This window comes from Burkholderia sp. MSMB0856 (assembly GCF_001524645.2).
GTDB lineage: Bacteria > Pseudomonadota > Gammaproteobacteria > Burkholderiales > Burkholderiaceae > Burkholderia > Burkholderia diffusa.
Map to the genome: position 1 here is coordinate 2,428,032 of NZ_CP013428.1, position 12,749 is coordinate 2,440,780.

Consider the following 12,749-nt stretch of genomic DNA (forward strand, 5'->3'; position numbering starts at 1 on the left):
TCAGTCCTGTGGTGACGGGATACCGGCGCAGTCTAGGCAGAATTTTGATAACTGGCTAATGACGTTTTAGGCGATTACGATATCGAATCCGATATCGATATAAACCCGTACGATGCAAGAAGCCAGCCCGTGGGGAAACCGCAACCGCCTGAAGACCCGCCAGCTCCTGCTGCTCGTCGCGCTCGCCGACGAAGGCAGCATTCACCGCGCGGCGGCCGCGCTGAACATGACGCAGCCCGCCGCGTCGAAGCTGCTGCGCGAGCTCGAGGAATCGATCGGCGCGGTGCTGTTCGAGCGGCTGCCGCGCGGGATGCGGCCGACGCTGTATGGCGACGTGCTGATCCGCCACGCGCGTGCGGCGCTCGGCAGCCTCGACCAGGCGCGCGAGGAACTGGCCGCGCTGAAGGCCGGCCATCTCGGGCACGTGGCGGTGGGCGCGATCACGTCGCCGGGGCTGCGGCTCGTGCCGCCGGCCGTCGCCGCGGTGAAGGGCACGCATGCGAACGTGCGCGTATCCGTCGCGATCGACACGAGTAATGCGCTGCTCGAACACCTCGCGCAGGACAGGCTCGACATCGTGCTGGGCCGGCTGTCCGCCGAACACGACAAGCTGCACCTGCGCTACGAGCCGCTGACCGGCGAGCCGGTCGCCGCGGTCGTGCGGCCCGGCCATCCGCTGCTCGCGCAGGCGCCGCTGTCGCTCGCCGACGTGCAGCGCGCCGCATGGGTGATGCCGCCGGCCGGCAGCGTGCTGCGCCACCGCTTCGAGCTCGTGTTCCAGCGCGCGAGCCTGGCACCGCCCGCGAACGTCGTCGAGACGGCCGCGCTGCTGTTCATCACGCAGCTGATCGAGCAGAGCGACATGATCGCGGTGCTCGCGGAAGATGTCGCGCTGTACTACGCGCGGCACGGGATCGTCTCGGTGCTGCCGCTGGAGATGGATTGCCGGATGGACGATTTCGGGATCATCACGCGCACCGACCGGCTGCATTCGCCGGCCGTCGAGGTGATGGCGGATGCGATTCGGGCGGCGGCGAGGGAGGTTTACGGGATCGCGTTGTAACGCGGCGCGGCCCGGTTTCGTCCGGCCCGCGCGCCGCGTTGCGGTTACGCCCGGCGCGCAGCGAACCCAGCCCGCTCCAAGCCTGGCATCACCCCGCCGCGAACTCGATCACCGGTTCGCACCGGATCGGGAAATTCACCGAATTCGCCACATAGCACTTCGCATGCGCGTCATGGTGCAGCCGCTCGGCCAGTTCGCGATCGTCGCCCGCGAGGATCGTCACATGCGGGTGCAGCACGATTTCGGTGAAGCGCCCCGGCTCGGGGCTGTCGAGCATCGTCGCTTCGGCGTCATCGACATACGCGAGCACGCGGATGCCCGCATCGGAACATAGATGCAGATACCAGAGCTTGTGGCACGCCGATACCGACGCCAGCAGCAGGTCTTCCGGATTCCAGCGCGCCGCGTCGCCGCGGAACGCCGGATCCGACGAGCCCGGAATGTCCGGCTTCGAACCCGCGCGGATCACATGATCGCGGCCGTATTCGCGATACCCCGACGTACCGGTTCCCCGGTTGCCGGTCCACTCCACTGCCACGCGGTACTTGTGTTCGCCATGCGCCATCTCGCTCTCCTCTGCTGTCGGAACGTGAGGCCGTCATTGTGGCACCGGAATGCCGTTTGGTATACCATTATTCCAAAATGAGGAACCCGGAAGCATGGAAGCCAGACCCGATTCCACGGCGGACGCCGTGGCCGCATCGTTGCGGGAGATGATCATCAACGGCGAGTTGCACGCAGGTGAGCGGCTCGTCGAGCGCGACCTCGCCGAGCGCTTCGGAATCAGCCGGATTCCGATGCGCGAAGCGATCCAGCGTCTGGAGCGCGAAGGCTTGCTGGACATCTTCCGCAATCGCGGCGCGGTCGTGCGGATGCTGAGCGCGTCCGACGTGCAGGAAATCTACGACATGCGCGCGCTGCTCGAAGGCGATGCGATCTACCGCAGCGTGAAGCGGCTCGACGACGAAACGCTCGCGCGTGCCGAACTCGTGCACCGGCTGCTCGGCGAATCGAACGTGCCGCGCCGGCAAGGCGAACTGAATCGCGAATTCCATGCGTTGCTGTATTCGTGCTGCGGCAACGCGCGGCAGTTGAAGGCGATCGCGGAGCTACGCAGCCAGGTCGAGCGCTACGAGCGGCTGCAAGCCACGTTGCTCGCGGATACGCCGTCGTTCCAGGTCGAGCACGACGCAATCCTGCAAGCATGCCGCGAACGCAATGCACGTGGCGCACGCGCGATGACAGTCGCGCATCTCGATTCGGCCCGGCGCATCGTGATGCGGCTCGTCGAAGGCGGGTGACGACGCCGGGCGATCCGGCCGGGCCTCGTCATTGCGTCCACCGGTTCGCGGCTCGCCCCATGTGCAGCTTCCAAGCCGCGCCCGGTACCGGAAAAACTCGCGCCCCCGTCGACGTCTACGCCTTCGTGCGCCGCCCCGGCGCCGCGCCCGTCGTACCCCGCACCACCAATCGCGGCACCGGCGCCGTCCGCACGCGCGATGCATCGTCGATGTGCCCGCCCGCCTCGCGCAATGCGTTGAGCAGTTCGACCGCGAGCCCCGCGGCCTCGGCGGTCGGGATCGCAACGGTCGTCAGCGTGGGACGCGTATCGCTGGCCAGATGAATATCGGTGATGCCGACGATCGACAGATCGTCGGGCACGCGCCGGCCGCGATCGGCCGCGGCGTGCAGCGCGCCGATCGCGGGCAGGTCGTTGGTCGCGACCAGCGCGGTCAGCTCCGGATGCGCGTCGAGCAGCCATCCCGCCGCGCGCACGCCGCCTTCGATCGAATCGGGTTCGGCCGCGACGATCGACGCGTCGAGCCCGGCTTCGCGCATCACGTCGACGAAGCCGTCGTAGCGCGCCGCCTGCACGCCGCTCGCCGAGCCGCCGACGATCACGCCGATCGTCCGATGCCCGAGCTCGAGCAGATGCCGCGTCGCGATCCGCCCCGCCTCGCGGAAATCCACGGCCACGCACGGCAACCCTTCGGGCGGCGCATCGGGCCGCTCCCACAGGCACAGCACGACCGGCACGCCGCGCCGCGCGACGTCGACGAGATCCGGCAAATGCAGGTTCGCGTTGGTCACGAGAATGCCTTCGGAAATCGTGCCGGCGATCTGGTCGAGATACGCGCGCCCCTGCAACGGATCTTCGTTGGTATTGCAGACGATCAGGAATTGCCCGTTGCGGCGCACCGCGCGTTCGACCGCGAGCGCGAATTCCGGATAAAACGGGTTGGCGATGCTCGACACCATCAGCGCGACCGTCGGCGCGCGCCCTTCCGCCAGCGCCCGCGCAGCCAGATGCGGCCGGTAGCCGAGCGCCTGCACGGCGTCGAGCACCCGCGCCCGCGTGGCTTCGCCGACCCGGCCGCGGTTGCGCAGCACGTTCGAGACCGTCGCGGCCGTCACGCCGGCGCGGCGGGCCACTTCATCGAGTGTCGCCATGATGTGTCCACTATATGAGATGCCGATCCAGTATTTGCTTCGCTCACCGAAGCGGTGCACTATCGCCGCACACCCTGCCGCCCGATCAACGGGCACGGCTCGGCCACGATCGCTATCGGCGCTTTTTTTGATCGCGATGGTTAAGCGCTTAAGCATCGATGAGAGCGCATTAGAACATGGAGCGGAGACAATGGCGAGCATCTCGATGCGGCGCGTGCAGAAAGCCTACGGCGAGCACGCGCCGGTCATTCGCGACGTCGATCTGGAGATCGGCGCGCACGAGTTCTGCGTGTTCCTCGGTCCGTCCGGCTGCGGCAAGTCGACCCTGCTGCGGATGATCGCGGGGCTCGAGGACCTGAGCGACGGCGAGCTCTCGATCGATGGCCGCCGCGTCGACGACGTGCCGGCCGCCGAACGCGGCGTCGCGATGGTGTTCCAGAGCTACGCGCTGTTTCCGCACATGACGGTCTACGAGAACATGGCGTTCGGGCTGAAGCTCGCGCGCGTGCCGAAGGCCGAGATCGACCGGAAGGTGCGCGACGCCGCGCGGATCCTGCAGCTCGACACGCTGCTCGAGCGCAAGCCGAAAGCGCTGTCGGGCGGCCAGCGGCAGCGCGTCGCGATCGGTCGTGCGATCGTGCGCGAGCCCGGCGTGTTTCTGTTCGACGAACCGCTGTCGAACCTCGACGCGGCCTTGCGCGGCCAGACGCGCATCGAGATCGCGAAGCTGCACCGGCAGTTCGAACGTGCGAGCGTCGTCTACGTGACGCACGACCAGACCGAAGCGATGACGCTCGCCGACAAGATCGTGCTGCTGCACGCCGGCGCGGACACCGCGCGGCACGGCAGCATCGCGCAGGTCGGTGCGCCGCTCGACCTCTATCACCATCCGGCCAGCCGCTTCGTCGCCGGCTTCATCGGCTCGCCGCGGATGAACTTCCTGCCGGCCATCGTCGTAGCCTGCGACGCGCAGCGCACGATCGTCACCGTCGTGCCGTCCGGCGAAACCTTCACGCTGCCGCGCGACGGTTCCGTGCTCGCGGTCGGCGCGGCCGTCACGCTCGGCATCCGCCCCGAACACCTGACGCTCGGCGCCGCGCACGACGCAACCACGCTCGCGCGCGACGTCGTGCTCGTCGAGCGTCTCGGCGAGCAGACCTACGTGCATCTCGACCAGCCAGGCGGCACGCCGCTGATCGCGAAAGTGCCAGGCGACGCGCCGTTGCGTCGCGGCGAGCGCGTGCACGCGCATGCGCCGGCCGCGGCCTGCCACCTCTTCACCGAAGACGGCCGCGCGCTGCCCGCGTGCGCCGACCTTCCCGTCCACCATTACGCATAAGGATCGGCATGCGCCTCGGAGTCTGTTACTACCCGGAACACTGGCCGGAATCGATGTGGGCCGACGACGCCCGCCGGATGAAGGCGCTCGGCATCGCGCAGGTGCGGATCGCCGAATTCGCGTGGAGCCGCATCGAGCCGTCGCCGGGCGAATACGACTGGGGCTGGCTCGACCGCGCGGTCGACGTGCTCTCCGCGGCCGGTCTCGAGATCGTGATGTGCACGCCCACCGCGACGCCGCCGAAGTGGCTCGTCGACCGTCACCCCGACATCCTCGCGATCGGCGCGGACGGACGGCCGCGCACGTTCGGTTCGCGCCGCCACTACGACTTCTCGTCGCCGACCTATCTCGACGCGTCGCGCCGCATCTGCACGGCGGTCGCCGAACGTTACGGCCGCCACCCGGCCGTGCGCTACTGGCAGACCGACAACGAGCTCGGTTGCCATCAGACGGTCGTCAGCTACTCGCCCGCCGCGCTCGTGCGTTTTCGCGCATGGCTGCAGGCGCGCTACGGCACGATCGACGCGCTGAACCGCGCGTGGGGCACCGTGTTCTGGAGCATGGAGTATCGGCATTTCGACGAAGTCGACGCGCCGGTCGGCACCGTGACCGAAGCGCATCCGTCGCACCGCCTCGACTATCGGCGCTTCGCGTCGGACGAAGTCGCACGCTATCACCGGATGCAGGTCGACGTGATCCGTGCCCATTCGCCGGGCCGCCCCGTCGCGCACAATTTCATGCAGCTCTTCACCGAGTTCGATCACTACGAGGTCGCGCGCGACCTCGACGTCGCGACGTGGGACAGCTACCCGCTCGGCGCGCTCGAGGAGCAATGGTTCGCGCCCGACGTGAAGGCGCGCTGGCTGCGCACCGGCCACCCGGATTTCGCGTCGTTCAATCATGACCTCTATCGCGGGATGTCGAAGCTGCCGTTCTGGGTGATGGAGCAGCAGCCGGGGCCCGTGAACTGGGCGCACTGGAATCCCGCGCCGTTGCCGGGCATGGTGCGCCTGTGGAGCTGGGAAGCGTTCGCGCACGGCGCCGGCTGCGTGTCGTACTTCCGCTGGCGGCAGGCGCCGTTCGCGCAGGAGCAGATGCACGCGGGCCTGCACACGCCGGACGATCGACTCGACGAGGGCGGCCGCGAAGCACAGCGCGTCGCGCACGAGATTGCCGCCGTGATCGGCGCCGATGCCGACGCGAACGGCGCCGTGCGTGCGCCCGTCGCGCTCGTGTTCGACTACGAAGCGAAGTGGCTGCTCGAAGTGCAGCCGCAAGGCGCCGATTTCCACTACCCGCGCTTCGCGTTCGAGTACTACTCGGCGCTGCGTTCGCTCGGCCTCGACGTCGACATCATTTCCGCGCATGCGCCGCTCGACGGCTACCGGCTCGTCGTCGTGCCGCCGCTGCCGATCGTGCCGGACGACTTCGCGGCGCGGCTCGCCGCCTCGGGCGCGCATGCGGTGTTCGGCCCGCGCACCGGTTCGAAGACCATCGACCTGCAGATTCCGCCGACGCTGCCGCCCGGCCCCCTCGCCGCGATCCTGCCGATGCGCGTGTGGCGCGTCGAATCGTTGCGGCCGAACGTGACCGAGCGGATCGACGGCACGCTGCGCGACGGCTCGCCGCTCACCGGCGACGCACGCCACTGGCGCGACCTCGTCGAGCTGCACGACGACGCGCGCAGCGTCGTGCGTGCACGCTTCGCCGACGGTCATCCGGCCTGCGTGTCGCACGGCACGCTGCATTACTGGGCCGCGCTGTTCGACGATGCGACCACCGCGCGCCTGTTCGCCGATGTCGCGGCCGAAGCCGGCCTGACACCATCTCCGCTCGGCGACGGCGTGCGCGTAAGCCGGCGCGGCGGCCTGACCTACGTATTCAACTACGGCAGCACGCCGCACACGATCGATGCGGTGCCGCCGTCCGCGTTCGTGGTCGGCGCCGCGCAGGTCGAGCCGCAAGGCGTCGCCGTGTACCGAAGCCGTTCGTAGCAACCGCCCCCGGCGCCGCGACGCGCCGGTCAAGCACAACGACACACAGGAATGGAGACATACATGACACATCGCCCCCTTCGCGTCGCCGCCCGGCTTGCGACCGCCGCCGCCATCGCGTTCGCTTCGTTCGGCGCCGCGGCGCCGGCCGACGCGGGCACGCTGACGATCAACATCGCGTTCAAGGGCGCCAGCCAGCGCGCGGTCTGGCAGTCGACGCTCGAGGCGTTCCACAAGGCCCATCCCGACATCGACGTGAAGCCCACCTTCGTCGACGAGGAAGCGTACAAGGTGCAGCTCCCCGCATGGCTCACGACCGTCGCACCCGACGTCGTGAACTGGCACGCGGGCGAGCGGATGGCGTACTACGCGAAGCGCGGGCTGTTCGAGGACCTGAGCGGCGACTGGGCAAAGAACGGCTGGGGCGCGATGTACGCGTCGACGCGCGACGCATCGTCGTACAACGGCAAGCAGTACGCGGCGCCGACCGTCTATTACTCGTGGGGGCTGTTCTATCGCAAGGACCTGTTCCGCAAGGTCGGCATCGCCGACGAGCCGAAGACCTGGGACCAATTCCTCGACGCATGCAAGAAGCTGAAGGCGGCCGGCATCACGCCGGTCGCGGTCGGCGGCCGCGACGCGTGGACGCTCGCCGGCTGGTTCGACTATCTCGACCTGCGCCTGAACGGCAATGCGTTCCACCAGCAGCTGATGGCCGGCGACGTGCCGTACACCGACCCGCGCGTGAAGAAGGTCTACACGACGTGGAAATCGCTGATCGATTCGGGCTATTTCATCGACAACGCGCTGTCCTACGATCTCGACGGCGCGCAGCCGTTCCTGTTCCAGGGCAAGGCCGCGATGATGCTGATGGGCACCTTCATCGCCGCGGGCTTTCCGCCGAACGTGAAGCAGGAAATGGGCTATTACCGCTTCCCGATCATCGACCCGAAGGTGCCGACCGCCGAGGACGGCCCGGTCGAATCGCTGCACATCCCGACCAAGGCGAAGAACAAGGCCGACGCGCATACGTTCCTCGCGTTCGTCGAAACGCCCGAGATGGGCGCGAAGCTCGCGGAAGGGCTCGGCTCGCTGTCGGCCAACAGCAAGTCGCCGGAACCGGCCGATCCGATCTCGCGGATCGGCTTCCGGATCCTCGCCGATACCCGGGGCGGCGTCGCGCAGTTCTACGACCGCGACATGACGAAGGAAATGGCCGACGAAGGGATGAAGGGGATGCAGCAGTTCCTCGCGAATCCCGCGCAGCTCGATGCCGTGCTCGCGCAACTCGAGCAGACCCGCAAGCGGATCTACAAGAAGTAACCGCGTGACCCCTGCGGCGGCCCGGTGCCGCCGCGTCCGCCCAGGAGGCTTGCCGTGTCCAGTCCGATCACGTCCAGACCCGTCGAAACGCCTGCCGCTCCGGCCGCCGCCGCGCCGCCGGCCGGCAGGTCGCCCGCCGCACTGCGCGCGCGTCGCCCGTCGCCGGCCGTGCGGCGGCAACAGCGCGCCGCGTGGCTCTTTCTCGCGCCCGCGTGCGCAATGGTTGCCGTCTATGTGATCTGGCCGATCCTGTCGACGCTGTGGCTGAGCCTCTGCAACTGGGACGGAATGACCGAGCGCACGTTCGTCGGTCTCGCGAACTACGCCGAGCTGCTGCACGCGCCGACGTTCTACACCGCGCTGCGCAACAACGTGATCTGGCTCGCGCTGTTCATGCTCGCGCCGCCGCTCGGCCTCGCGCTCGCGCTGTACCTGAACCAGGCGGTCGCCGGCATCCGGCTCGTGAAGTCGCTGTTCTTCGCGCCGTTCGTGTTGTCGGGCGTGGTCGTCGGCCTGATCTTCTCGTGGTTCTACGATCCGACCTTCGGGCTGCTCGCGCTGATCGCCGGACACGGCATCCCGGTGCTCGGCGATGCGCGCTACGCGACGTTCGGCATCGTGTTCGCCGCGCTGTGGCCGCAGACCGCGTACTGCATGATCCTGTACCTCACCGGCCTCACGTCGGTGAACCCGGAACAGATCGAAGCGGCGCGGATGGAAGGCGCGCGCGGCTTCGCGCTGCTGTGGCACGTCGTGCTGCCGCAGTTGCGGCCGACCACATTCATGGCGATCGTCGTCACGGTGATCGGCGCACTACGCAGCTTCGACCTGATTTCGGTCATGACGGGCGGCGGCCCGTTTGAGAGCTCGACCGTGCTCGCGTATTACATGTACGACCAGGCGATCAAGTACTACCGGCTCGGCTATTCCGCGGCGATCGCGGTCGTGCTGTTCGCGATCATGCTCGTCTACATCGTGTTCCAGTTGCGCCGCATGCTGCGCAACGAGCAGTGACCTGACCTTCCGGGGATGCCTTCATCATGTTTCCGACACCCGTTGCCCACTGGAAGCCGGTATCGCGCCGGCTGTACAAGCTGTCGCTGCCCGTCGCGCTGGTGATCTGGCTGCTGCCGATGATCGCGGTGTTCGTCACGTCGGTGCGCTCGACCGAGGAACTGGTCGAAGGCCACTACTGGGGCTGGCCGCGACACTTCTCGATGATCGAGAACTATCGCGACGCGCTGACCACGTCGCCGATGCTGCATTACTTCTGGAACAGCGTGCAGATCACGGTGCCGTCGGTGCTCGGGTCGATCGCGCTTGCCGCGATGGCCGGGTTCGCGCTGGCGACTTACCGGTTTCGCGGGAATGCTGCGTTGTTCGGGACGTTCGTCGCGGGGAATTTCGTGCCGGTGCAGGTGTTGATGATTCCCGTGCGGGATTTGTCGCTCAGGCTCGGGGTATTCAATACGGTCGAGGCGTTGATTCTCTTTCACGTCGCGTTTCAGACGGGGTTCTGTACGCTGTTTCTGCGGAATTTCATCAGGCAGTTGCCGTTCGAGCTGATCGAGGCGGCGCGGATCGAAGGCGCCGGCGAATGGACGGTGTTCTGGCGCATCGTGTTGCCGTTGATCCGGCCGGCGTTGGCGGCGCTTGCGATTCTCGTGTTCACGTTCGTCTGGAACGATTACTTCTGGGCGCTGTGTCTCACGCAAGGCGACGAGGCCGCGCCGATCACCGCGGGGGTGGCAGCGCTGAAGGGACAATGGACGACATCGTGGAACCTCGTCTCGGCCGGGTCGATTCTCGCCGCGTTGCCGTCGGTCGCGATGTTCTTCGCGATGCAGAAACATTTCGTCGCGGGGCTGACGTTCGGGGCGACCAAAGGTTGAACTCGCGCTGACCGCCGATCGCACATTCAGATCTCCCCCTCTTCATCGAGAGGATTGCCCGCTTCGGCGGGCTTTTTTATTCTGATGGGGCCTGTGTTCACGTCAGGGCCAAATAGACCATACCCACCTCGGCAATCCCCAAAGAACCTGCGCGGATACGCCCTACCTAAACGCTCCCCGCCCCCTTCTCCCTCAACCGCACATCCACCGCGCCGATATTCTTCTCGTGCGCGACCAGCATCAACGACAGCGCGTGATGAATATCCGGATCGGCGAGCGTCGGCAGCAGCGCTTGCAGCTTGCGCACGACCCACCGCTGTCCGCGATTCAAAAACGCCATCCGCTCGGCCAGATCATCGATCGCCATCGCCTTTTCATGGAACGCGCCGGTCGCGCGCGTCGGCGTCGCGCCGAGCGTGCGTATCGCATCGACCAGCACGCTGCACCAATGCGCCTCGTCCTGTCGGATATGCGCGATCAGCCGATGGAGTTCAGGATCTTCAGTCACCTCTTCCGCCGTTTCAGATGCAACGCGCGCACCCGCGCGCTCCGCCTCCAGCAATTCGTCGAGCGCCGCGAGCAATGCCGTGCGGTCCTCATTCACCTCGCCCGTCGGTGAGACCGCCGCACCTTTCTCGACGATCGCCGCCGCGTCGCGCACGATCCGGCGCAGCAAGTCGCCGGCCGATTCGATCGCTCGAATTCGCCCGGCCCCCGTGCCCGCATACAACGCCATCGCCTCGACATCGCCGGTCATCGTACGCAACGGCGAGTCGGTGCTGAACAGATAGATCGGCCGCCCTTTCTCGTCGCCGATCACGACGCGCTCGTCGTTGAACGGATCACCGCGCTCGCCACGCGTCACGCTCGACGGCAGCACACGAACCCGCGCACCGCGCGGCCAGTTGATGTGAAAGATGTCGGTCAACAACGTGTCGCCTTCACGCGCATCGACGATCCGCTGCTGGTGATACGCATGCGCGAACGACTCGTGCGTCGCGATGAACGCCGTGCCCATCACCGCGCCCTGCGCGCCGAGCGCCATCGCGGCGGCCACGTCGGCGCCGTCGACGATCCCGCCCGCCGCGAGCACCGGCAACCGCGTCGCGCGAATCACTTCAGGCACCAACTCGGCCAACGGCCGATCACCACGCACGTGGCCGCCAGCCTCGCGCCCCTGTGCGATCAGCGCCTGCGCCCCGGCCGCCTCGGCCGCGCGCGCATCGTCGAGCGAGCCCACCTGATGAACCACCCGCACGCCCGCATCGCGCAGACGCCGCACGACGGCCGGCATCACGTCCCAGAACAACGCAACCACAGGCACACGCAGTTCGATACACGCATCGATCTGCGCATCGAGCAACTCGGGCGGCGTCGACGCGGGAATCAGATTGACGCCGAATGGCCGCTCGGTGGCCGCGCGCACCTGTTCGACCTCGCGCCGGATCAACGCGACCGGCTCGCGCACCATCCCGAGAAAACCGAACCCGCCGGCGGCGCTCACCGCACTCGCGAGCTCCGCCCGCGCGACGCCGCCCATGCCCGCAAGCACGATCGGCCATGCACAGCCGAGCAGGTCGCAGACGGGGCGATGCAGGATCTGGACGGCGCGAGCCTCGGCCCCGTCGCCATGCATCGGAATCGACATGCAGCGTCCTCCTTCAAGGATTGGCGGCACGTCACGGTCAACCGCGAAGGCGCGTGTCGCGCCAGGGCGAAACGGGCCGTGTCGGGCCACGCATCGAATGCGTCAGATTGTGACATATTCGACCGTCAGGCCGCACGGATGGCGCAATATGCCTGATATATGTCACGGCGCCAACGGCCACGCCGGCTCAAGCGGCTCAGGTCCATCCTTCGAGGCGCAGCGTCGAGCGCACGAGCCGCTGCTCCTCCGCTTCGATCTCGCGCAGATAATCGACGCACTGCCGGATATGCTCGCTCGCGGCCTTGCGCGCCTGGTCGGGCAGCCGCCCAGTCACCGCGTTGTAGAGCCGCGCGTGCTGGCGGTCGATCTGCTTCTTCAGCAGCTCGCGGTGATAGAGATTGTTCACCGACGCGAACACGGAACTGAGCAGCAGATCGGTCAGCGATTGCAGCGTGTTGACGAGCACCGGATTGTGCGACGCCTCGCAGATCGCGAGATGGAACGCATGGTCGAGCTTCGCGCGCGCGGCCGGATCGAGATCCTGCGCGTCGGCCGCGGTCATTTCCTCGTATCGGCGCTTGATCAGGATGAAGTCGGCGGGCGTGCCGCGCAGCGCGGCGAGCCGCGCGGCTTCGGTCTCGAGCATCCCGCGCACTTCGAACAGGTCGTACAGCGTGCGCGGCTGCGAGCCGAGCAGATGCATCATCGGCGAGACTTCGCGCTGCGGGGTCAGGCTCGCGACGAACGACCCCTTGCCGTGCATCGTGTCGATGATCCCGCGCGCGCGCAGCAGCTTCATCCCTTCGCGCACGGCCGTGCGCGACACGCCGAGCTTCTCGGTGAGCCGCCGCTCGGACGGCAGCGCTTGCCCGGCCTTCAGCACGCCGTCGACGATCAACTGCTCGATCCGCTCGGCGACGACGTCGGCGACATTGCGCGCCGGTGCTTGTCGATCCTGCTTTTCCATACTGGTATGACCACTTCTGGCGAATGTTGTCGATTTTCTCACAAACCCCTGTGTGGATTGGGTTTTATGTCT

Annotated in this window: 11 protein-coding genes; 7 read left to right on the plus strand and 4 right to left on the minus strand. The window is 67.4% G+C overall.

Going from position 1 to position 12,749, the window contains the following annotated elements; all coding sequences use genetic code 11:
• Positions 1–112: 112 nt before the first annotated feature.
• Positions 113–1,063, plus strand: a complete 951-nt coding sequence (locus tag WS87_RS28510) for a LysR family transcriptional regulator (RefSeq protein WP_059818489.1) — start codon at positions 113–115, stop codon at positions 1,061–1,063.
• Between the two features lie 88 nt (positions 1,064–1,151).
• Here the strand turns inward: WS87_RS28510 and WS87_RS28515 are convergent, their stop codons facing one another.
• Positions 1,152–1,628: an OsmC family protein gene (locus WS87_RS28515; RefSeq protein WP_059818490.1), complete on the minus strand. Its 477-nt coding sequence runs from the start codon at positions 1,626–1,628 to the stop codon at positions 1,152–1,154.
• Positions 1,629–1,722: 94 nt separating this feature from the next.
• On the opposite strand from WS87_RS28515, the gene WS87_RS28520 reads away from it, so the two are divergent.
• Complete coding sequence (locus WS87_RS28520; RefSeq protein ID WP_059689231.1) at positions 1,723–2,364, plus strand: GntR family transcriptional regulator; 642 nt, start codon at positions 1,723–1,725, stop codon at positions 2,362–2,364.
• Positions 2,365–2,479: 115 nt separating this feature from the next.
• On the opposite strand, the gene WS87_RS28525 is transcribed toward WS87_RS28520, so the two are convergent.
• Positions 2,480–3,514 carry a LacI family DNA-binding transcriptional regulator gene (locus tag WS87_RS28525; RefSeq protein WP_059818491.1) on the minus strand — a complete coding sequence of 345 codons (1,035 nt, stop codon included), beginning with the start codon at positions 3,512–3,514 and terminating at the stop codon, positions 2,480–2,482.
• A 190-nt stretch (positions 3,515–3,704) separates the two neighbouring features.
• Between WS87_RS28525 and WS87_RS28530 the strand changes: the two genes are divergently transcribed.
• From WS87_RS28530 to WS87_RS28550, 5 genes are all read left to right on the plus strand, one after another.
• Complete coding sequence (locus WS87_RS28530; RefSeq protein WP_059818492.1) at positions 3,705–4,853, plus strand: ABC transporter ATP-binding protein; 1,149 nt, start codon at positions 3,705–3,707, stop codon at positions 4,851–4,853.
• Between the two features lie 8 nt (positions 4,854–4,861).
• Positions 4,862–6,847: a beta-galactosidase gene (locus WS87_RS28535; RefSeq protein ID WP_059818493.1), complete on the plus strand. Its 1,986-nt coding sequence runs from the start codon at positions 4,862–4,864 to the stop codon at positions 6,845–6,847.
• A gap of 63 nt (positions 6,848–6,910) precedes the next feature.
• Positions 6,911–8,170, plus strand: coding sequence for an ABC transporter substrate-binding protein (locus WS87_RS28540; RefSeq protein ID WP_059818527.1), 1,260 nt, complete (start codon positions 6,911–6,913; stop codon positions 8,168–8,170).
• A gap of 54 nt (positions 8,171–8,224) precedes the next feature.
• Complete coding sequence (locus WS87_RS28545; protein ID WP_059689227.1) at positions 8,225–9,184, plus strand: carbohydrate ABC transporter permease; 960 nt, start codon at positions 8,225–8,227, stop codon at positions 9,182–9,184.
• Between the two features lie 26 nt (positions 9,185–9,210).
• Positions 9,211–10,062 carry a carbohydrate ABC transporter permease gene (locus WS87_RS28550; RefSeq protein ID WP_059818494.1) on the plus strand — a complete coding sequence of 284 codons (852 nt, stop codon included), beginning with the start codon at positions 9,211–9,213 and terminating at the stop codon, positions 10,060–10,062.
• A gap of 166 nt (positions 10,063–10,228) precedes the next feature.
• Here the strand turns inward: WS87_RS28550 and WS87_RS28555 are convergent, their stop codons facing one another.
• Complete coding sequence (locus WS87_RS28555) at positions 10,229–11,710, minus strand: nitronate monooxygenase (RefSeq protein ID WP_059818495.1); 1,482 nt, start codon at positions 11,708–11,710, stop codon at positions 10,229–10,231.
• A 196-nt stretch (positions 11,711–11,906) separates the two neighbouring features.
• Positions 11,907–12,677 (minus strand): transcriptional regulator GlcC, encoded by a 771-nt coding sequence (gene glcC, locus WS87_RS28560; protein WP_059818496.1) that lies wholly within the window; start codon positions 12,675–12,677, stop codon positions 11,907–11,909.
• Positions 12,678–12,749 lie beyond the last annotated feature (72 nt).

Bases quoted from the DNA above. Each gene is read 5' to 3' on its own strand.
- WS87_RS28510 (WP_059818489.1), top strand. From the start codon at position 113: ATGCAAGAAGCCAGCCCGTGGGGAAACCGCAACCGCCTGAAGACCCGC.
- WS87_RS28515 (WP_059818490.1), bottom strand. From the start codon at position 1,628: ATGGCGCATGGCGAACACAAGTACCGCGTGGCAGTGGAGTGGACCGGC.
- WS87_RS28520 (WP_059689231.1), top strand. From the start codon at position 1,723: ATGGAAGCCAGACCCGATTCCACGGCGGACGCCGTGGCCGCATCGTTG.
- WS87_RS28525 (WP_059818491.1), bottom strand. From the start codon at position 3,514: ATGGCGACACTCGATGAAGTGGCCCGCCGCGCCGGCGTGACGGCCGCG.
- WS87_RS28530 (WP_059818492.1), top strand. From the start codon at position 3,705: ATGGCGAGCATCTCGATGCGGCGCGTGCAGAAAGCCTACGGCGAGCAC.
- WS87_RS28535 (WP_059818493.1), top strand. From the start codon at position 4,862: ATGCGCCTCGGAGTCTGTTACTACCCGGAACACTGGCCGGAATCGATG.
- WS87_RS28540 (WP_059818527.1), top strand. From the start codon at position 6,911: ATGACACATCGCCCCCTTCGCGTCGCCGCCCGGCTTGCGACCGCCGCC.
- WS87_RS28550 (WP_059818494.1), top strand. From the start codon at position 9,211: ATGTTTCCGACACCCGTTGCCCACTGGAAGCCGGTATCGCGCCGGCTG.
- WS87_RS28555 (WP_059818495.1), bottom strand. From the start codon at position 11,710: ATGTCGATTCCGATGCATGGCGACGGGGCCGAGGCTCGCGCCGTCCAG.
- glcC (WP_059818496.1), bottom strand. From the start codon at position 12,677: ATGGAAAAGCAGGATCGACAAGCACCGGCGCGCAATGTCGCCGACGTC.